Origin of the sequence: Muribaculum intestinale (genome assembly GCF_002201515.1) — a bacterium.
GTDB classification, from domain to species: Bacteria; Bacteroidota; Bacteroidia; order Bacteroidales; family Muribaculaceae; genus Muribaculum; species Muribaculum intestinale.
Genome location: NZ_CP021421.1, coordinates 2,538,434 through 2,559,384 on the forward strand (window position 1 = coordinate 2,538,434; position 20,951 = coordinate 2,559,384).

The window sequence follows — 20,951 nt, forward strand, 5'->3', positions numbered from 1 at the left end:
CAATCAGTATTCTCCGAAATCAAATTCCAGCTGCACCGGCCCGTCTCCATGGTTTTTGACCTGAGGATTGGCCACGGTAAGACCAATCAGGCGCACTTTGTGGCCATCGAAATCGGTCTCTGCAAGCAGCGACTCAGAAATCTCGCGCAGCCTGTCATCATCCTCAACCGGATGTGGCAGGGTGCGCGAGCGTGTTATCTGACGGAAGTCGTCATATTTCAGCTTTAACACCACCGTGCGCCCACGGAATTGCGAGCGTTCCATACGACGCATTACGTCGCGCCTCACTCCGTTGAGTTCCATGGCCAGTATGCGGCGGTTGTCAGTATCTTCGATGAATGTAGTCTCAGCTCCTACCGATTTGCGTGTACGCTCTGTCACAACAGGACGGTTGTCAATACCGCGCGCATATAGATAATAGTCGCGTCCTGCTTTTCCGAAATGGCTCACGAGTTGCGCCTCGCTGTAGCTGCGCAGATCGGCTCCGGTGAATATCCCGATACGGTGCATCCGTCCGGCCGTTACCTCTCCAATGCCGAAGAATTTCTCGACGGGCAATGCTGCCACAAAATTATCTATATCCGACGGAGTAATGACGGTCAGACCGTCGGGCTTGCGGTAGTCCGATGCGATTTTTGCCAGCATTTTGTTGACCGATACTCCTGCCGATGCTGTCAGTCCGGTGACCTCGGCTATGCGGCGTTTTATCTCGCGGGCCACTATTGTGGCCGAAGGGTGATGGCTCACGTCAAGGAATGCCTCGTCGAGTGAAAGAGGCTCGATTATTGGAGTATAGTCGAGGAATATGTTTCTGATTGATTCTGACACAGCCTTGTATGCCTCAAACCGGGGCTCTACCACAATCAGGCTCGCACACCGTCTTTTGGCTGTGGCTACCGCCATGGCCGAATGTATGCCGTAGGGCCTTGCCTCATAGCTTGCTGTTGCCACTACTCCGCGCGGTCCGTCATGCCCAACCACCACCGGGCGCCCGCGGAGCACGGGGTTGTCGCGCTGCTCGACCGATGCGTAAAAAGCATCCATATCAACATGTATTATTTTCCTCTGGCCCATTTCAGATGCAAAATTATATAATTTTTATCGACATTGTATAGGGTAGTGTGTTATATAACACCCGTTAAATACTTTGCGACATCGTGTGACTGTCGTCGATATATTATCTTTTTTATTATCTTTGTGGAGCATAATCTCTTACCGGAACATGAACGAGGAAAGTCTTAGCCAGCTATATCTGAAAGATACAGCATTTCAGAATCTTATGCAGCGCCGTATTTTCAACGTGCTGCTTGTGGCGTCGCCTTACGACGCTTTTATGATGGAGGAGGACGGGCGAGTCGAGGAGCAGCTCTACTTTGAGTATGTGGCCCTCAACCTGAGTTCCCCTCCGCGAGTCACGCGTGTGTCGCGCCCTTGCGAGGCCGAGGAGCTGCTCGCTACAAAAAATTTCGACCTTATAATAATGATGCCGGGCATTGACCTGAGCGAGACATTCGAAGGTGCCAAGAATCTGAAAGCGATAAATCCCGACATTCCCATAGTTGTGCTGACGCCATTCAGCAAGGAGGTGTCGCGTCGCTTGTCAAACGAAGATTTTGCCGGTGTCGACTATGTGTTCTCATGGCTCGGAAATGTGGATTTGCTTCTGGCTATAATCAAGCTGCTTGAGGACAAGATGAATGCCGACAACGATATAAACGAGGTCGGTGTTCAGATGATACTTCTGGTAGAGGACTCCGTAAGGTTTTATTCGTCGGTACTACCCACACTGTACAAGTTCCTGCTTAAGCAGTCGCTGATATTTTCGACCGAGGCTCTCAACGAGCATGAGCAGATGCTGCGCATGCGCGGTCGCCCTAAGGTGATGCTCGCCCGCGATTATGAGGAGGCTGTAGAGCTGTATGAGCGCTACGGAAAGCATATGCTTGGTGTAATCAGCGATGTGTCGTTCAGGATGGGAGGAGAGAAAGACAGCCACGCCGGTCTGAAGCTGGCCGCCTATCTGCGCGGACGTGATCCTTATCTGCCTATTATCATCGAATCGAGCGAGGAAGACAATCGCAAGCGTGTCAAAGAGTTTGGCTGTCAGTTTATCGACAAGAACTCAAAGAAATTTCCGGTCGACCTTGGTAGCGCCATAATGCGCGACTTCGGATTCGGCGACTTCATAATCCGTGATCCGGAGACAGGCGAAGAGATACTCCGTATCCACGACCTAAAGGATCTGCAGCATCATATATTCGACATCCCGGCCAAGTCGCTCTTCTATCATGCGAGCTACAACGATATATCGCGCTGGCTCTATTCGAGAGCCCTGTTTCCTATCGCCGAGGTAATCAAGGGTCACCGCTTCAAGAGCATAGAGGAAGCCCCGGCCGTGCGTCAGCTGTTTTTCGATTTGATAGTGAAATACCGTAAGATGAAGAACCGCGGCGTGGTGGCTATATTCCGAAAGGACCGGTTTGACCATTATTCCAATTTCGCCCGCATAGGGCAGGGGTCGCTTGGCGGCAAGGGCCGCGGTCTGGCTTTCATCGACTCGATTATCAAGAAAAATCCGGTGTGTGACAACTTCGAAGGCGTAACGCTCACGATTCCGCGCACTGTGGTAATATGCACCGATATCTTCGACGAGTTTATGGAGAGCAACAATCTGTATCCGATAGCTCTTTCCGACCGACCTGACGAGGAGATACTGAAAGCGTTTCTGAGCGGACGTCTTCCCGAGCGCCTTATCGAGGATTTCTTCGCCTTGTTTGAGGTGGTCGACAAGCCGTTGGCGATACGCTCGTCGTCGCTGCTCGAAGATAGTCATTATCAGCCTTTTGCCGGGATATATTCGACCTATATGATACCCCATGTGTCGGATCGCTACGAGATGCTTGCTATGCTTTCCGATGCTATCAAGGGTGTGTATGCCTCGGTGTTTTATGCCGACTCAAAGGCATATATGGCTGCAACCCAGAATGTCATCGACCAGGAGAAAATGGCTGTCATAATCCAGGAGGTGGTAGGCCGCAGTGTGGGGGATTATTATTTCCCGTCATTCTCCGGAGTGGGTCGTTCGCTGAATTACTATCCCATTAACGACGAAGTGCCTGAGGACGGTGTGGTCGAGACTGCCGTCGGCCTTGGAAAATATATAGTGGACGGTGGATTAAGTCTGCGTTTCTCTCCGCGTCATCCCGACAAGGTCCTTCAGACCTCAGAGCTGTCGCTGGCTCTGCGTGATACCCAGACGCGTTTCTATGCTCTCGACATGCGCGAGCAGATGATATCCGACTTTAAGGTCGACGACGGTTTCAATATAGCGCGTCTGCGTATACAGGATGTTGCGAAATCGGGAGCGCTACGGTATATGGTATCTACATATGACCCGTATGACCAGGTGATACGCGACTGTGACGAGGGTGATGGACGCCGAGTAGTCACATTTGCCAATGTGTTGCAGCACAGAGTGTATCCACTTGCGGTGCTGACCGACTTCATGCTGTCGAAAGGCTCGGAAGAGATGGGACGTCCTGTGGAGATTGAATTTGCCGGGGTAATCGATGTGAACGATACTTCGAAGGGTATGCTTTACTGGCTCCAGATACGTCCGATTGTAGAGCGCAAGGAGATAGTCGACGAAAGCATACTTGGGCTTCCGGACAGTTCTCTTCTTCTTCGCAGCAACGCCGCTTTGGGACATGGCACAATCGAGAATGTCAGCGCCATAGTCTATGTGAAGCCACAGGGCTTTAATTCGGCAAATAATTCACTAATAGCACGGGAAATTGAAAAAATAAATCGTAACTTTACAGAGCGTAACGAAGGCTACGTGCTCATAGGTCCCGGTAGGTGGGGCTCAAGCGATACGGCTCTGGGTATTCCGGTCAAATGGCCCCACATCTCCTCGGCCAGACTTATTGTCGAATCGTCGCTGTCCAACTACCGTATCGAACCGAGTCAGGGCACACATTTCTTCCAGAATCTCACCTCGTTCGGAGTAGGCTATTTCACTATCAATCCGTCGAGCAACGACGGATTCTACGATGTGGACTATCTCGACTCTCTGCCTGCGGAGTATGACAGCCGGTTTGTGCGCATTGTACGCTTTGACACTCCTCTTGCAATCGGTATAAACGGTCGCAAGGGTCAAGGGGTGGTGGTCCGCCCCGATGCCGGCATACAGAATGACATGACCAACTAACAAGACACGATGCAATGGCAATGAATTCTTTTTGGCGCGCTTTAGGTTTCCGTTCGCACGACGATGATATTGACGATCTGGCCGATTGTCCGTCGGCGCTCCCTATACAATCCTCACGTCAGGCTGCAGAACCGGATGATTCGACATCGGATACCGTTACGTCAGCAGATGACGGCACACAAAAGGAGGGGGATTCATGTGCGGATAATCCGGAATCGTCGGGCGTCTGCGCCAATGAGCCGGAATCATTTCCCCTGAATATATTTGATTCGCTGCTTGAGGTATTCAATGAGGCTCAGCCCGACTTCATAAGAAAGTGTCTGGACATGGATGCTCAGCGGCGTTATCTCTATAATTGTGTGGACGCTTCATTCCGCGACTACATACTCCGGATAAAGGACTCTGCACGCAATGAGGCGTGCAGGGAACGAGACAATGAGCATCGGCGCATGACCGAAGAGATTGACTCGCTACGTGTGCAGGTAAAGGACAGTGGAAAGACGACCAACGACCTGAAGGCAATGCGTGCGAGTGCCGACCGGCAGAAGCGCACGTTCAATGAACGCATACGCGACCTCGAGAGGCAGCTGGCGGCAGCCATGGCCGAAAAAGAGCAATATGACTTTGAGGTGAAGAGCCTCATGAACAAGCTGAAAGTACAGCAGGTGCAGCAATCAGATGTGCAGGAGCTCGATGAGTTGCGCACACGTCTGGCTGATGCCAACAAGCAGATTACAGCCATGAATGCAGCCAGCGCGATGCGTGAGACTTCAGAGGCGGCGTCGCGTCGTGAGATTGAGTCCTTGCGTGCCAGGGTGAAAGAACTTACAACCCAGCTTGATGACGCCAGGGAAGAGGCAGGAGCGGCTGTCATAAAAGAATCCGCTTCCGAGAGCGATATCCTATTGTTGAAGAGGCGTCTTGCTGAAGCCGAGGCAACGATGAAGGCCTCTGAGCAACGCCTTGTAGATGCGGAGTCAAAAGCCCGCAATCTTCAGGCACGTCTTGATGAGGCTGAAAAGGCATTGAAAGAAACTTCCGCCACGGACACCGAAGAAAAGACGGTATCTTCCGATATTTTTTGCTTCGGTATGCCTGCTGTCGAGCACCACGATGATGAGTCTCCCGAAAAAATACCGGCGGCTGACGTGGTATCACAGCCGGAGGAACAGGCACCGAAAAAACGGCGTGGACGTCCCAAGAAGACTATGCCCCGCATATCAGCAATAGATGAGTCGATGGACTCTACAGAATGGCTTGTGGCCACACCTCCGGCAGGAACGTCGGTCAAGGTGGCTCCGTTATCTGACCCGGCATTCGGCTACCAGGAGCCGCCTCGTAAGCCCCAGCCTCCAGAAAATGATGCCCAAATGCTGCTTTTCTAAAAAACTTTAATGAAAATAACACCCCCTATGATATCCAGAATTATATTATCAGCGGCCATACTTTGTGTGCCATCCATATACGCTGCTTCGGTAAAAAGCTCCGACATAGCTCCGTATGTATATCCACAAAATACTCCAGATGCTCCGCAGGCTATGGCTTTCGGTATCGACGGAAAGACTTATACGGCGCTCGCCGATGGTGGAAAGAGGCTTGTGCGGTATGATATTCGTACAGGCAAGGAGATTGCTACAGTGATTGACGTAAAAAACACACGTGACAACCAGATTCAGCAGATTGCCGGATATACATTCAGCCCTGACGAGAGTTATGTGCTCGTTTATGCGGAAAAGGAGCCGGTATACCGTCGTTCGTTTACAGCTGAATATTACATATACGAGGTGCGACACAATGTATTGAGCCCGCTGTCGACAAAGCATCCCCGCCAGCGCGCTCCGCAGTGGTCGCCCGACGGACGCATGATAGCCTTTGCTGCCGATGGGAATATATACATATCCAAACTCGACTATCTTACCGAAGTAGCAGTAACTTCCGATGGCGCTAAAAACAGTGTGATAAACGGTGTGCCTGACTGGAGTTACGAGGAAGAGTTCGACACCACATGCTCTATGGCCTGGGCGCCCGATAATACCACACTCTGTTATCTGAAATATGACGAGTCGGCTGTGCCTCTTTATTCTTTCCCGCTGTATCAAGGCACCTGCAATCCCGATGACACCTATGCCCTTTATCCGGGGAACTACTCTTACAAATATCCCGTTGCCGGAGAGAAAAATGCTACAGTGTCGCTCCACAGCTATGATGTTGATCTTCGCAAGACCAAGACAATCTCTTTTTCGGACTCACGTATCGAGTATATACCTCGTATAGAGTATGCGCCGTCATCCAACCGTCTGATGGTCACGACCCTCAATCGCGCCCAGAACCGTATGGAGATATATTCCGTAAATCCGAAGTCGACGGTATCCAAGTCGGTATATGTCGATGAGTCACGTACCGGATGGATTGACCCTATGGCTTACGAAGGGATGAAGCTGCTGCCGGAGGGTTTTGTTGTAATGTCGGAACGCTCAGGATTCAATCATCTTTATCTTTATTCATATGCCGGAGCTCTGCAGCGCCAGATTACGTCGGGCGACTACGATGTCACTGCCTACTATGGCTATGATTCCAAGAGCGGCACCCATTATTATCAGGCGGCTTCGACGTCGCCTCTAAGCCGAGTTGTAAGCCGGATCGATGCCAAAGGGCGTGTAACCCACATCTCTCCGGAGAACGGATCATCGGCAGCGGTGTTTACTCCGGCTATGGATTTATGTGTGCTCAGTTACAGCAATGTCACTGCAGCTCCGGTATATTCGCTTGTAACACCTTCAAACGGCAAGAGTGTGCGTACGCTTGTCGACAATAAGGAGTATATGGCCCGTTATCCTCGCCTGCCGCGTAAGGAATTCTTTACAATGAATTCCGACGGTTATACGCTTAACGGCTATATCCTTCGTCCTGCCGATTTTGATGCTTCGCGTCGTTATCCGGTGGTAATGTATCAATATAGCGGACCGGGCTCGCAGGAGGTACTTGACCGCTGGCGTATGGACTGGGATTATTTCTTTACTACTCAGGGCTATGTGATAATATGTGTAGACGGCCGTGGTACCGGCGGACGTGGTGCGGCTTTCAAGCATACAGTATACCGCCGTCTCGGCCAGTACGAGACAATCGACCAAATCAATGCAGCACGTTATGCTGCATCACTTCCTTTTGTCGACAGTGACCGTATCGGTATTTTCGGCTGGAGTTATGGCGGATATGAGGCGCTTATGGCTGCTTCGGAAAAGGGTGCTCCTTATCGTGCGGCAGTAGCTGTGGCTCCTGTGACTTCATGGCGCTACTACGATACTATATATACCGAACGTTATATGCTCACTCCTGCGGAAAATTCCGAAGGGTATGATTTTGGTGCGCCAATCAACCGCACCTCCGCGCTTGACTGTGACTTGTTGATAATGCATGGCACTGCCGATGACAATGTGCATTTGATGAATACCATGCAGTATGTATCGGTGCTGGAGTCCCAAGGGAGCACATGTGATATGCTGTTGTTCCCCAATATGAACCATTCTATATATGGATGTGGCTCGAGGTCGATAGTATATCTGAAGATGCTTCAACATTTTAACCGTTCGATGCGTTAAGAAATCCGCTTGGATTCCTCAGTAGTGGAATTCACACTGAGTGTATAATCCTAAGTTTTTGTATTTTAGAATAAAAAAGACATCTTATCAGCTTCTGATTATATAGCCTGTCGCATAACAGGCAAATAGCAATTATTATCAATTACGCAATGGAACAAAGACGATACCGTGCAAACTCATACGCTATCCACGGCCTTTGGCTCAACTGGGCCTTGTCGGTGGGTGCGCTTGCAGCTACATTGTTTTGTGCTCTGTTTATTTCCAAACTTTGGTTACCGGCTGTGGTGCTCGGTTTCCAGTTTCTGCTTATGGGCCGTCTACGGGTCATAAAGGATGGAAGTTGCTCTTCTTGTGGGCTCATACCGTATGTTGTAATCCGTATATTGTTTATAACTGCTGTGATGATGGTGGCGATAAATTTCTATTGCCTGCATTTTGTCGACCACGCTCTGCTTGAATCGGGGGTTGTAAATATTAATATACCGTATATCACTGTGCTGATAATAGCTCCTGTCACTTTTATTGTTAGTACAGTGGCATATTTCCGCAATAATTCACTGTCGGTGTGCTTTGAGTGTCATGCGCATTTTGGCCGGTCGAATGAGCGTGGATTCCTGGGTAAGATATTTTCCCGCGAGGGGCGTTTCCAGTTGCGCATGCTTATGCTTGCCTCGCTTATTATCTCAGTCTATGCCTGGGCATATTATTTCTGGCGTTACTCCAATGTCAACTACAATTCGGCCGATATATTCTTTTATATATGGATTCCTGTGATTTTGTATGTGTTGTCGCTGGTGAATCTCGGTATCCGTTATGTGTCGATTGATGCGTTTTACCGTAAGAATATTGCCGGAGAAGCCAATGACCATGTATCATCGACTCTGATAAGATATATCATTTTGTGTGGCGACAATATGTTCCTGCATATTGGAGGAACTGACGATCTGGAGACCAAGGCCGACACTCCGGCACAGAGTTATATCCTATATAGAGAGCGTGTCAGCGAGTATGATGCCATAAATACTTTCAGCGGTATTGTGGGTAATGCTTTCCGTCCTAATCTGCGTTTCCTTTACGAGAACTCCAATTTTCATATCGACTGCAATATATTCCACTATATATGTGTGCTTGACTCGGCATCGGAATTGCATGGCAGCGGTCTTGAAGGTGAGTGGTTTACGCAAAGCGAACTGTTGCGTATGGTGGAGAACCGCGAGGTGTCGCCGATGCTTATCAGTGAGATAGAGCGTCTGTATACTGTAATCATGGCTTTCAAGACTTACGATATCAGTGGCCGGCGTCTGTATGACATAAAGCATTACAAGCCATCTTTCCGTCTGCATGATATAGCCAGTCTGATTGTCGACTACAATGATCCGCAGTGGTTGTTTGTGGCCAAGGACAACGAGGACCGTCCATTCTTCTATTTCAAACGTTTCTGGCGCCGATATGTCCGTGGTATATCCGACTGATTGCAATTTGCTTGTAGTGACCGGGCCTACGGCTTCGGGAAAGACGCGCCGTGCGGTGGCGCTTGCCCGTGAATTTGGCGGTGAGATTATCAGCGCTGATTCGCGGCAGTTGTATCGCGGCATGGATCTGGGCACCGGCAAAGACTTGGAAGAGTATGGCGAGGTGCCATATCATATGATTGATATATGTCCGGCAGGATATAGGTATAATCTGTATGAATACGTGCGCGACTTCGGCAAGGTATATGCCGACATATGCTCGCGCGGACGGTTGCCTATATTGTGTGGAGGCACCGGCTTGTATGTCGAGACTGTGCTGAAAGGCATTTCGCTTCCGGAAGTTCCGGAGAATCCGGCATTGCGTCAGTCGCTCGAAGGAAAGACTCTTGAAGAACTGACCGGAATATTGAGCGGAATGAAGGAGCTCCACAATGTGACGGATGTGGATACTGCCAAACGAGCTATACGTGCGATAGAGATTCAGACTTATTATGCCGAACATCCTGAGCAGGCTGAACTGACACGTCCTCACCCGATAGAGAATGCTGTGGTGATAGGTGTCGACATACCGCGCGATGACAGACGTCGGCGCATATCGGAGCGTCTGGTTGCCAGGCTTGAATCAGGTATGGTCGAGGAGGTGCGCCGTCTTATCGATATTGAAGGCATAGACCCTGAGAATCTTATTTATTATGGGTTGGAATATAAGTTTCTTACTCTATATGTTACAGGGCAGATTGGTTATGATGAGATGGTGTGCGGGCTTGAGACGGCTATCCATCAGTTTGCCAAACGCCAGATGACCTGGTTTCGTGGAATGACGGCAAGAGGAACTAATATACATTGGCTTCCATATGACATGGAGGACAATGAATTTTTGGAAGCTGTAAAGTCATTTTTATGACGTATTAGCCGGTTTTTGCGACAAAAACAGTAACTTTGCTGATAATAAAGCATCAGATTAATCATATATACATATAATTCCACACATTTATACGTAATGAAGAAGTATTTTAAGCCATTGCTCTTGTTCGCTTCTGCGATGGGAGCCCTGTTTTCATTTGATATGTATGGCCAGATGCCGCAGTTGCCTCCGATTCCTGTCGACAGCGCCGTGCGTATAGGTCATCTTGACAACGGCCTTACATATTATATCCGGCATAATGAATATCCCAAAGGGCAGGCTGATTTTTACATAGCCCAGAAGGTAGGTTCTATTCAGGAGGAGGACTCACAGCGTGGACTGGCCCACTTCCTTGAGCACATGTGCTTTAACGGAACTAAGAATTTTCCCGGCAATGAGCTTGTAAGCTGGCTTGAAAGCGTCGGGGTGAAATTCGGACAGAATCTGAATGCCTACACGTCGGTTGACAAGACAGTATACAATATGTGCAACGTGCCTGTGGCGCGCGAAGGTGTGCAGGATTCCTGCCTGCTTATCCTCCATGACTGGGCCGACGACCTGCTGCTTGACCCGGAGGAGATTGACAAGGAACGCGGTGTAATTCACGAGGAATGGCGCCAAAGCAATGTGGGACAGTCGCGTATAATCGAGCAGTTGCTGCCGGTCATGTATCCCGACAGCAAGTATGCCTATCGTCTTCCGATAGGCACGATGGAGGTTGTCGACAACTTTCCCCATCAGGTGTTGCGCGACTATTATGAGAAATGGTATCGTCCCGACCTGCAGGGAATAGTAGTGGTAGGTGACATCGACCCTGATCGTATCGAAGCGAAGATAAAAGAGATTTTCAGTCCGATTGCCAATCCTGTCAATCCTGCAAAAAGAGAATACTATCCCGTGTCGGATACTCCTGGCACTATATATGCCATCGGAAAGGACAAGGAGATGCCATATAGTGTGATGCAACTGATGTTCAAGCATGATGCGACTCCCGACGAGAATAAGAAGACCATGGATTATATGATTGAAGACTATGCAGTGTCGATGATTGTCGCCATGCTCAATACTCGTCTTTCAGATCTTATCTCCAAGCCCGAGTCACCGGCAAGTGTGGCCCAGGCGGCTTATGGCGATTTCTTTATGGCCAAGACCAAGGATGCATTCTATCTACTGGCGCTCCCTAAGGACACTGCAGCTCTCGAGGCTCTTGCAACAGTATATCGTGAGGGATTGCGTGCCGTGCGTTCAGGATTTACCGCCACGGAATATGACAGAGCCCGCAGCGAATTTCTATCGCAACTTGAAAAGCGATATACAAACCGCGCGACTCAGACCAATACATCGCTTGTCAACAGTTATGTGGCCAATTTTACCGATGGCGAGCCTATCCCGGGTATAGAGAATGCTTACACAATCATGTCGCAGCTTGCTAACCAGATACCTGTAGAGGCAATCAATATGATGGCATCTCAGCTTATGCCTGCCGACAATCGGGTGTTGCTTGCCATGTTCCCCGACAAGGATGGGGTGGTGGTACCTACCGAGCAACAGTTTGCCGAGGTACTTGCCGCTGTCGATGCCGAGAATATCGAGGGGTATGTCGATAATGTAATCAACGAGCCTCTTATCGCACAGCTTCCCGCCCCGGGTAAGATTGTCTCGACAGATATCGATAAGGTATATGGTGCTACTGTCTGGACTCTTTCTAATGGAGCGCGTGTCGTGGCCAGGGCTACCGATTTCAAGGCCGGGGAGATTCTATTTGCCGCACGTGCTATGGGAGGTACATCGACACTTCCCGACAGTCTCGATAATGAGTTGCGCTATATGGATGTCACGCTTTCGCAGCTTGGCATGGGGCCGTATGACAATGCCGGTCTCGGAAAATTCCTTGCCGGCAAGCAGGCGTCAATCGAACTTGAGCTCGGCAGCTACGTGCGGGATATTTCCGGTTCGGCTGTGCCTAAGAATCTCGGGGTGCTGATGGAGATGATTTATGCACTGTTTACCGATGCCACATTGTCGGACGATGAGTTTGAGGCCGGTAAGAATATGGTGCGTTCTATGCTCCACAATCAGGAGGCCGATCCGAAATACCAGTTCACTAAGCAGCTCTATGAGCATCTGTATGCTTCGCCTCGCCGTCATTTGACAGACATGGCTGTGATAGATGGTGTAGACCGCAGCCGTTCGCTCGCAATCGTGAAGGATGCTCTCTCGAATGCAGGTGAGTATACATTCTATTTTGTCGGCTCGTTTGATGTCGATTCGCTGAAGCCTCTTGTAGAGCAATACATAGCCTCACTTCCCGGAAAGGCTACTGAAAGGAAACAGGTTGCTTTGGACCCGGCGCTCGGTGTGACCAAAGGAGCCGGTACGGAGATTGTGAAACAGGTAATGGAGACTCCGACAACGTATGCGGCAGTGTTGCTTACAGGCAATGTTCCGTTTACAGCAAAGGAGCAGAAACTGGCAAGCATAGCCGGACAGATATTGAGTGCCCGTCTGATAAAACTCGTGCGTGAGGATTTGGGTGCGGTATATTCGATATGGGCCAATGGTAATTTGGCGCGTTTAACCGAGCCTAATGCTTCACTTCAGTCAATGTTCCCGATGAAACCGGAGATGCGTGACCGGGTGCTTGAGATAATAGCTTCACAAATTGATGATATGACCAATCCGGCCAATATCACGGCTGAAGAACTGGCCAAGGTAAAGGAGTTCATGCTTAAGAATGCCGAGGAATCGCTGAAAAAGAACGATGCGCTTATTGGCGCCATGCTGGGATACCAGCTTGTGCCGGCAGATACATACCTTGATGCTGCCGAAACGATAAAGGCTATTACAGCCGCTGATGTGGCCGGGTATATGAAGACATTGTCTGATCAGAATAATTACCGGGTGTTTCTGATGGAACCCGAGGACGGTAAGTAAAAATGAGTTAATGTGGTTTTATGCCATGTGTGGTGTCCGGTGTGCGTAAGTGCATCGGACACTGTTTTTTATGGTGGAGATGTGCCCTTTTTTCAGGCGAAATTTAAGAGCATTTTAAAACCTTTTTTAGCGAGCATTGTTTTAAGGGTATAAAAACTTCTAACTCAACTATTCAATGTTTATGAAAAAAGCTTTATTTCTGATTGCTCTCATGCTGGGTAGTGTGACTGCTTTCGCACAGAAAATGAACAAAAACGAGGTGAAACAGCTTCAGGCCTTTGCCGCTCAGACCTCAGAGAAGGGTGGCACCAATGGTGAGGTTCTTAAAATCACGGATATGTCGTCTCCTTCAACCTGGGAAGGCATTACTGTTGAGAACGGACGTGTCGTTGCCATCCAGTGGAAGGACAAACACCTCGCAGGCGAGTTGAATCTTTCAGGATTTACCGCTCTTAAGAAAGTTGATGTGTCGCGTAATGCCATTACATCGATTAATGTTACCGGTGATGCCGCTCTTTCCAACCTCAACGCAAGCCGTAACAAGCTCTCCAATCTTACTCTAAGCGGTAACACCGCTCTTACGGATCTTTCGATTTACCGTAACCGTCTGACAGATGTAAATCTGACGAATACACCTCTGCTTACCAACCTGAATTGCTCAAACAATCTCTTTGTCGAGCTGAGTGTGGCTAATGCGACAACTTTAAAGACTCTTAACTGCCAGGGATGTCATCTTGAAGCCCTTAATGTAGAGGGATGCGCCCAGTTGAAGAATCTTTACTGTGGTTACAACAAACTTACTACTATCAATCTGTTCGGTGTCGAGAATCTTACCAATTTCAATATCGATGACAACGAAATCAGCAATCTTATCATCTCCGGTCTGCCTTCGCTCAGCACTTTCATCTGTTCGGATAACCGTATGAACACTCTTGCGCTGCGCAATTGTAACGCACTGATTGATGTGGTTTGCTCGTACAACGACCTTACCCAGTTCTCTGTCGACAATTGTCCCAATATCCAGTATGTGGATTGCTCTTACAATGACCTGACATCGCTCACTCTGAGCAACCAGACATTCTTGCAGCGTCTCATCTGCAACAACAACCAGCTGACTATGCTCGATGTATCGTTTGACTCGGCTCTTACTTACATCAACTGCCGCTACAACTACATTACCGATTTCCGTACTATCGGCTGTAGCAATCTGTCAATGGTGGCATGTCAGTGGAACTATTGATATCTGCGTGGCCCTCGCGGCAGCTCCAGCCTCTCTTCTCCCTCGTCACGATAGCTTTTTAAGCCGCGAAGGGGTTGAGAAATCCCCGAAAGGCTAAGTCTGAACAGCAGACCATAAACCATATTTTACCTGCGAAAGGGGTGCACTTCACATTGAGGTGCACCCCTTTCTGCTGCTTAGGATTTCAAGATGATTATTAAGTTTAATATACTCTAACTCCGGTAGCGCAGTTCCTAATTCAGTTGCAGCCGGTATTCTCTTGGAGTGCTTCCGGTTTGTTTTTTGAAGAAGCGGATGAAGTGCTGCGAGTGCTGGAAGCCAAGTAGTTCGGCAATCTGTTTGGTGCTCAATGCCGGATTCAACAACGAGTTTTTAGCATAGGTTATCATTTTCAGCTGTATGTATTCCTGTGCGGTCTTGCCCGTTTCCTGCTTTACAAGATCGCCGAAATAGTTGGATGAAAGGCATATCTTGTCGGCGAAATACTTTACTGTGGGTATTCCGTCGATTGCTCCGCGTCCACTGTCAAGATATTCGTCAATCAGCTGCTCGAATTTGCCGAGAGCGTTGTGGTTCAGTTCTTCACGCGTGACAAACTGACGCTCGTAGAAGCGCATGCAGTAATTGAGCATCACCTCTATGTTGGATATGATAAGTGACTTGGAAAACTTGTCGATGGGATGTTGCAGCTCACGGGCTATCTTGTCCATATAGTCCTGCAAAATCAGGCGTTCTTCCGTAGACAGATGCAACGCTTCGTTTGAGGCGTAGGAAAAGAATGTGTATTGCTTGATTTTATGACCCAAGGGAGTCCGCAGAAGAAAATCGGGATGAAACAGCAGTCCTACAGCTTCCGGTGCGGGGCCATCCTCCAGGCGATGTATGCCTACTGTCTGGCCGGGAGCGAAACTGACAACCGTTTCATCGTCGAAATCATACGATGTCTTTCCATAGTTTATCTTGCACCCGGTGGTCTTTTTGATGAAAAGCGAATAAAAACCGAAGTGCATGCAATGTGTCGGTTGCTCCACAGTATCATCAAAATGAACTATGCCGACAAGCGGGTGTCGTGTTTCAAAACCGAAATAGCGGTTGTATTTTTCAATAGTGTCTGCCTCGTATATTTCCATATAAGATTTCTTTTTCGCAAAGATAGCTATAATCGGTTGTAGCGCAATGCAGGAAACTCACCAATATGTAATCGGGGTACATAAATCCGTAAGATTGGTACATTTTGCGAATCAGAGGTTTAAGGCAGATGTTATATTCCGTAATCGAGGTACATTCAGGCGTAACATTGGTTATTCCTGCCATTGGTTTTGAAGCTAATTTTGCAGTGTGAAAACAAATCAATAAGGAGGAAATATGGCAACTGATATTATTGAACGTATGAGAAACGGCGAGCACATATCCGAGACTGCTCCCGAACTTCTCTGTGACGAGATTGAGAATACCCGTCGGCTTATCGCCGAGTTGAACACCGGCTACCATACGCCCGACGAGATACGCGCCATTCTGGAACGCATCTGGGGGCAGAGGCTTGACAGCACGGTGAGGATGTTCCCGCCGTTTTATACCGCTCTCGGCAAAATGACAACGGTAGGCAAGGAGGTTTTTATAAACTTCGGATGCACCTTTCTCGATCAGGGCGGCATAACGCTGGAGGACGGAGTGTTTATCGGACCCGGTGTGAAAATCGCGACCGAAGGACATCCTGAAGAACCTGAAAGACGACATTCACTGATTACAGCCCCGATTGTGATTCGCCGTAACGCATGGATTGGAGCCGGAGCGATAATACTGCCCGGTGTCACCATCGGTGAAAATGCCATAGTAGCCGCCGGTGCTGTCGTAAAAAAGGATGTCGCTGATAATACAATCGTCGCAGGAATACCCGCAAGGTATATCCGACATATAAATACTTGAATATATGAAAATCAAAATGCTTTTAATGATAATGTCCATGCTTTCTCTGACAGCGTGTGCATCATGCACCACAACGGATGATGACCCCATAACTGAAAATCCGGTTCCTGATTCGACTCTAGGCACTGAAACCGGCAAAAATGGCAGCGTACTGGTGGCATACTTCTCATGTATAGGCACCACAGAAGGTATTGCCGAGGGTATAGCGGACATAACCGGGGCATCCACATTCAGAATCGAAGCGGAAGAGCCTTACACTGCCGCCGACCTCGACTATAACGTCGACTGTCGCGCCAACAGGGAGCAGAACAATCCCAAGGCTCGTCCGGCAATCAAAAGTATGCCTGACGGTCTTGACCGATACGATGTGGTTTTCCTCGGTTATCCGATATGGTGGGGAGAAGCACCGCGTATAATCAGCACCTTCCTTGAGCGCGGAGATTTCAAAGGGAAAACGATTGTGCCGTTCTGCACCTCACACTCCAGCGGTCTTGGAAGCAGCGACCGCAATCTGCATTCTCTCGCTCCGGATGCTGTCTGGATACCCGGACGACGCTTTGCGGGAAACACTGCCAAAACAGAGCTTGAAAAGTGGATTTCAGGACTTGATATAAAATTTGACACAGATATGGATTACTCTAAATTTCCTCTTTCAGAAGGAAAAAACGGTAAGGCACCCACAATCCGCCTCAGCAGCGGATATGATATGCCGGTGGTGGGTCTCGGCACATACAGCCTTACAGGCGACGTGTGCGTGAACTCGGTAAAGTCGGCTATCTCTCTCGGCTTCCGAAAGATTGACACCGCGCACATGTACGGCAACGAGGTAGAGGTGGGCCGTGGAGTGCGTGAATCGGGTGTGCCGCGTGAAGAAATCTTTGTGGCTACGAAAATATACCCCAACCAGTATGGCAACCCCGAAGCCGCCATAGATGAGTGTCTGCGCAAACTCGACCTCGGCTACGTTGACCTGATGCTTCTGCATCATCCCGGCACAAACGACGTGAAAGCCTACAAAGCGATGGAGCGATATGTCAGGGAGGGGAAAATCCGCTCCATAGGCGTGTCATGCTACTATATTAAGGAAATCGACGAGTTCATCCGTCAGGTCGATATAAAGCCTGTGCTTGTGCAGAACGAGGTTCATCCCTATTATCAGGATACCGATGTTGTTCCCCATATCCAGAATCTCGGAATAGCGGTCGAGGCATGGTATCCGTTAGGGGGCAGAGGGCATCAGAAGGAATTGCTGAGCGACCCGGTGCTGACCGAAATCGCCATGCGGCACGGCAAATCAGTCGCACAGGTCATTCTGCGCTGGGACTTGCAGCGTGGTGTTGTCGTAATTCCCGGATCAAGCAATCCCGACCACATGAAGGAGAACATCTCAATATTTGACTTCGAGTTGACCGAGGATGAGATGACGCAGATTGCCGCACTTAACCGCAACGAGAAACATGACTGGTATTGATGTGAAAAAACTGAATTATTAACAGAACGAAACAACTCATAAAATAACCAAACTATGTTAGGAAATTTTGTATATGCCAACCCCACTAAGCTATTCTTTGGTGACGAAGCACAGAAAAATCTCGCAAAGGCTCTCATGCCTTTCGGCAAGAAAGTATTACTCACTTATGGCGGAGGCTCCATCAAGCGTAATGGAGTCTATGATGATGTCATATCCGCGCTCAAATCCGCCGGCAAAGAAGTGGTGGAACTACCCGGCGTAATGCCTAATCCTACGGTTGAAAAACTGAACGAGGGCATTAAGGTTGCGCGTGAAAACAACGTGGATTTCATTCTTGCCGTAGGCGGAGGCTCAACAATCGACTATGCCAAAGCTGTCAGCGTTTCGGCGTGGTATAACGGTGATGCATGGCAGCGATTCTGGGTAAAACAGGAAGACCCGACTCCCGGAGAAAGAATAATCCCGGTAGGTGCTGTTCTGACAATGGCCGGTACCGGCTCGGAGATGAACGGAGGCTCGGTAATCACCAACCACGCCGCCAGGATGAAAATCGGCAAGGTATTCGGCGTAGATGTGATGCCTAAGTTTGCAGTACTCAATCCAAAATATACTTTTAGTCTGCCACAACGCCAGATGGTAGCCGGAATATTCGACACCATGAGCCACATTTTGGAACAGTATTTCTCCGGCGATGACGACAGTACGTCCGATTATCTCGCCGAAGGACTTATGCGCTCTGTAATCGCATCAAGCCGTGTGGCAGTTAAAAATCCGGAGGATTATGAAGCCCGCTCCAATCTCATGTGGTCGGCCACATGGGCACTCAACACCCTTATCGGAGAGGGCAAGCCACAGGACTGGATGGTTCACATGATAGGTCAGGCCATAGGTGCATATACTGACGCAACACACGGCATGACTCTTTCAGGTGTATCAGTGGCATACTACCGCCACATCATGAGATACGGACTGAAACGCTTTGTGCGTTTTGCAGAAGTAATCTGGGGCGTTATTCCTGAAGGAAAAACCGATGAGCAGATAGCCTCTGAGGGTATTGACGCACTTGAATCATGGATAAAGGAAATCGGTGCAGCTTCCGAAATAACATCGCTCGGTGTCACACCCGACATGCTTGACCGCATCGCCGATTCCACCATCATTCTGACCGGCGGCTATCAGACTCTTGACCATGCCGAGATTGTTGACATTCTTCGCAATAGCCTCTGATTAACCGGCATGAACAGACGTGATGCTATTAAACGGATTGGGGCACTGGCGGCTGGTGCTGTGATAAGCTCAACCGGACTGGCCGGTGCCTCAAATCTGATTAACGGGAACAATGGCAATATGAAGATACTTGCGATAAATGGAAGCGCCAGAAAACAGGGACCTTGCGTTTGGCACAATCTTGCATTTGCCACCTTCGTCAGAAGTGGTTTCAAGATATATCTTCCCGCAGCCTCTCCCGCGGGCTTCATCGACCAATCGCGTGATTATATGATGTGCGATGCCTTTGTTGCGGAAAAGCTCACGGACATATATGTTCATAAGATATGCACATCGACCCGTCGGATTGTTGGGCGATGGAAGTTCTTCGGTAAAGCATACTGCTCCGCAGCCACATTCCACTCCGTCGTATTCAGCTACAAAAGCCAGGTGTGTGTCATCTGCGATATGCTTGCGATAGTACTGCCGGTTGGCAACGAGCATACGCGGATGAGGCTCGACACCAGACACATTCCTTATAACTTCAGCGCGCCAGTGCATCAGGGTCGGCAGAGCCGTTATCCTTTTTAACTCAATCATCTTATCAGGCTGTGAATATCTGACGATGCGGTCTTCTTCAATTATGGCCGGTGCGTCCGGATTTTTGTCTGCCATCTCTTAGAGATTGTCTAAAATTCATATTACTTTGCTTTTGAGAGTCTTGTCCGCGTCTTTTTGTTTATTCTTCGGTCATGTAGCTACGGCTACACTCCCTCATCACAAGCAAAAATCCATCAGACAATCCTTCTCAAAATCGGTATCATATAAATTTAGACAATCTCTAAGAGATTGTCTAAATTTTATTGATTAAAAATTTTATGGCAGCGAAATCAATCATTTCTTCCGCTGATTCATTCAGTATCTCATAGTTCCGGGCGAGTCTGCGGCAAGAGTCAAGCCATGCGAAAGTCCTCTCAACCACCCATCTGAGCGGCTTTGGCAGGAATCCCTTAACTCCATTGGGGGTATTGGATACCTCAAGCTCGATGCCGAAGTCTTTTTCAATGTCTTTGTCCACGTCTCCCCGATACCCTCGGTCGGACAATACCTTGCGCAGGTCTTCCCATACATCATCCGCCAGTCCGCATAGATCATGAGCCATTTTTGAATCGTGAATACCAGCGTTACAGACTTTCCTCGCAAGGATGAAGCCATTGCGGTCGGTGATGATATTCCTTTTGACACCCTTGACTTTTTTGTTGCCGTCATATCCGTTATCTCCCTGTCTGCTACCCCATCTGACACTTTGGGCATCCATCGCGCCAACACTCGGACTTGATGCCTGGCCGCGTTTGCGACGTATCTTTCTGACGAGTTTCTCAAGGAAATGCTCGACACGACCCTCTTGTCTCCATTTATGGTAGTAATAATAGACACTTTTCCACGCGGGATAGTCGTGAGGCAACCTTCGCCATTGACAACCGCTGGCCAATAGGTAGAGGATAGCTTCAAAAACTGATTGTAGTGAATATTTTCTCTTGCGTCTATCATTTTCAAGGAATTCTTTGTTTATATAAGACCACTGACCCTCGGTCAGATGTGTCTGATAGAGATTGATTTCGTGCATAATATTAGCCTTTTCTCTTTCAACACTCTGATTGAGGGTTTGTTATGCCTAATAACATTATTTCGCACTAATTTTTAGACAATCTCTTAATTACCTTGTTTATTTATCGTTTTACTATCTATAAGGATTATGAGGCGGTCGGAGTTCGGTATGAAAGTTTAAAATGGCTTGCGCTATGATGCTCCTGTGGTGAAATCATTTGACGGATGCATAATAGTAGGTGGATGTGGAGGGTATGCGATTGAGAGCCAGGGTGTTGTCGGCGTTCCGGTAATCGGGTGATTTGTATGGATAAGAAATAAATATTAAATTTGTAGCAAAGCGAGGGTGCCGGTGGTATTCTCGCTGTGCTATGTGAATTA

The 20,951-nt window shown here is 48.7% G+C and carries 14 protein-coding genes; 10 read left to right on the forward strand and 4 right to left on the reverse strand.

Annotation, left to right across the window (positions count from 1 at the left end):
* Positions 1 to 3: 3 nt before the first annotated feature.
* On the reverse strand, positions 4 to 1,074 hold the full coding sequence (gene dinB, locus ADH68_RS10280; RefSeq protein ID WP_068960887.1) for a DNA polymerase IV: 1,071 nt from the start codon (positions 1,072 to 1,074) through the stop codon (positions 4 to 6).
* A 148-nt stretch (positions 1,075 to 1,222) separates the two neighbouring features.
* Here dinB and ADH68_RS10285 point away from each other — a divergent pair, with 148 nt between their 5' ends.
* From ADH68_RS10285 to ADH68_RS10315, 7 genes are all read left to right on the forward strand, one after another.
* Positions 1,223 to 4,210, forward strand: a complete 2,988-nt coding sequence (locus ADH68_RS10285) for a PEP/pyruvate-binding domain-containing protein (RefSeq protein ID WP_068960886.1) — start codon at positions 1,223 to 1,225, stop codon at positions 4,208 to 4,210.
* 14 nt (positions 4,211 to 4,224) lie between these two features.
* Positions 4,225 to 5,595 carry a coiled-coil domain-containing protein gene (locus tag ADH68_RS10290; protein WP_068960885.1) on the forward strand — a complete coding sequence of 457 codons (1,371 nt, stop codon included), beginning with the start codon at positions 4,225 to 4,227 and terminating at the stop codon, positions 5,593 to 5,595.
* Positions 5,596 to 5,622: 27 nt separating this feature from the next.
* Complete coding sequence (locus tag ADH68_RS10295; RefSeq protein WP_068960884.1) at positions 5,623 to 7,809, forward strand: S9 family peptidase; 2,187 nt, start codon at positions 5,623 to 5,625, stop codon at positions 7,807 to 7,809.
* 149 nt (positions 7,810 to 7,958) lie between these two features.
* Positions 7,959 to 9,281, forward strand: a complete 1,323-nt coding sequence (locus ADH68_RS10300) for a hypothetical protein (RefSeq protein ID WP_133165735.1) — start codon at positions 7,959 to 7,961, stop codon at positions 9,279 to 9,281.
* Positions 9,259 to 10,185, forward strand: a complete 927-nt coding sequence (miaA, locus tag ADH68_RS10305) for a tRNA (adenosine(37)-N6)-dimethylallyltransferase MiaA (protein WP_068960882.1) — start codon at positions 9,259 to 9,261, stop codon at positions 10,183 to 10,185. The genes ADH68_RS10300 and miaA overlap by 23 nt, the downstream gene beginning before the upstream one ends.
* A 138-nt stretch (positions 10,186 to 10,323) precedes the next feature.
* A complete protein-coding gene (locus tag ADH68_RS10310) occupies positions 10,324 to 13,119 on the forward strand; it encodes a M16 family metallopeptidase (RefSeq protein WP_394364984.1) in 2,796 nt (931 codons plus the stop codon).
* Positions 13,120 to 13,300: 181 nt separating this feature from the next.
* Positions 13,301 to 14,359 carry a leucine-rich repeat domain-containing protein gene (locus ADH68_RS10315; protein ID WP_068962060.1) on the forward strand — a complete coding sequence of 353 codons (1,059 nt, stop codon included), beginning with the start codon at positions 13,301 to 13,303 and terminating at the stop codon, positions 14,357 to 14,359.
* A 233-nt stretch (positions 14,360 to 14,592) separates the two neighbouring features.
* Here the strand turns inward: ADH68_RS10315 and ADH68_RS10320 are convergent, their stop codons facing one another.
* Entirely contained in the window at positions 14,593 to 15,489 is an 897-nt protein-coding gene (locus ADH68_RS10320) for a helix-turn-helix domain-containing protein (protein ID WP_068960880.1), read from the reverse strand.
* Positions 15,490 to 15,724: 235 nt separating this feature from the next.
* On the opposite strand from ADH68_RS10320, the gene ADH68_RS10325 reads away from it, so the two are divergent.
* Genes ADH68_RS10325 through ADH68_RS10335 form a run of 3 tightly spaced genes read left to right on the forward strand, consistent with a single transcriptional unit; the run spans position 15,725 to position 18,983 of the window.
* Positions 15,725 to 16,285 carry a sugar O-acetyltransferase gene (locus ADH68_RS10325; RefSeq protein ID WP_068960879.1) on the forward strand — a complete coding sequence of 187 codons (561 nt, stop codon included), beginning with the start codon at positions 15,725 to 15,727 and terminating at the stop codon, positions 16,283 to 16,285.
* 37 nt (positions 16,286 to 16,322) lie between these two features.
* Positions 16,323 to 17,756 (forward strand): aldo/keto reductase, encoded by a 1,434-nt coding sequence (locus tag ADH68_RS10330; RefSeq protein WP_235606674.1) that lies wholly within the window; start codon positions 16,323 to 16,325, stop codon positions 17,754 to 17,756.
* 54 nt (positions 17,757 to 17,810) lie between these two features.
* The gene (locus ADH68_RS10335; RefSeq protein ID WP_068960877.1) at positions 17,811 to 18,983 is read left to right on the forward strand and encodes an iron-containing alcohol dehydrogenase; all 1,173 of its coding nucleotides are present in this window, start codon (positions 17,811 to 17,813) and stop codon (positions 18,981 to 18,983) included.
* Between the two features lie 90 nt (positions 18,984 to 19,073).
* Here the strand turns inward: ADH68_RS10335 and ADH68_RS10340 are convergent, their stop codons facing one another.
* Together ADH68_RS10340 and ADH68_RS10345 are read right to left on the reverse strand one after the other, a co-directional pair.
* Entirely contained in the window at positions 19,074 to 19,637 is a 564-nt protein-coding gene (locus tag ADH68_RS10340) for a GNAT family N-acetyltransferase (RefSeq protein WP_068960876.1), read from the reverse strand.
* A 178-nt stretch (positions 19,638 to 19,815) separates the two neighbouring features.
* Positions 19,816 to 20,589 carry an IS5 family transposase gene (locus tag ADH68_RS10345; RefSeq protein WP_068959933.1) on the reverse strand — a complete coding sequence of 258 codons (774 nt, stop codon included), beginning with the start codon at positions 20,587 to 20,589 and terminating at the stop codon, positions 19,816 to 19,818.
* Positions 20,590 to 20,951: the final 362 nt, after the last annotated feature.

Coding starts and splice junctions, on each gene's coding strand:
- ADH68_RS10300 (WP_133165735.1), top strand. CDS start 7,959: ATGGAACAAAGACGATACCGTGCAAACTCATACGCTATCCACGGCCTT.
- ADH68_RS10285 (WP_068960886.1), top strand. CDS start 1,223: ATGAACGAGGAAAGTCTTAGCCAGCTATATCTGAAAGATACAGCATTT.
- ADH68_RS10335 (WP_068960877.1), top strand. CDS start 17,811: ATGTTAGGAAATTTTGTATATGCCAACCCCACTAAGCTATTCTTTGGT.
- miaA (WP_068960882.1), top strand. CDS start 9,259: ATGTCCGTGGTATATCCGACTGATTGCAATTTGCTTGTAGTGACCGGG.
- ADH68_RS10290 (WP_068960885.1), top strand. CDS start 4,225: ATGGCAATGAATTCTTTTTGGCGCGCTTTAGGTTTCCGTTCGCACGAC.
- ADH68_RS10330 (WP_235606674.1), top strand. CDS start 16,323: ATGCTTTCTCTGACAGCGTGTGCATCATGCACCACAACGGATGATGAC.
- ADH68_RS10310 (WP_394364984.1), top strand. CDS start 10,324: ATGGGAGCCCTGTTTTCATTTGATATGTATGGCCAGATGCCGCAGTTG.
- dinB (WP_068960887.1), bottom strand. CDS start 1,074: ATGGGCCAGAGGAAAATAATACATGTTGATATGGATGCTTTTTACGCA.
- ADH68_RS10315 (WP_068962060.1), top strand. CDS start 13,301: ATGAAAAAAGCTTTATTTCTGATTGCTCTCATGCTGGGTAGTGTGACT.
- ADH68_RS10320 (WP_068960880.1), bottom strand. CDS start 15,489: ATGGAAATATACGAGGCAGACACTATTGAAAAATACAACCGCTATTTC.
- ADH68_RS10325 (WP_068960879.1), top strand. CDS start 15,725: ATGGCAACTGATATTATTGAACGTATGAGAAACGGCGAGCACATATCC.
- ADH68_RS10295 (WP_068960884.1), top strand. CDS start 5,623: ATGATATCCAGAATTATATTATCAGCGGCCATACTTTGTGTGCCATCC.
- ADH68_RS10340 (WP_068960876.1), bottom strand. CDS start 19,637: ATGGCAGACAAAAATCCGGACGCACCGGCCATAATTGAAGAAGACCGC.
- ADH68_RS10345 (WP_068959933.1), bottom strand. CDS start 20,589: ATGCACGAAATCAATCTCTATCAGACACATCTGACCGAGGGTCAGTGG.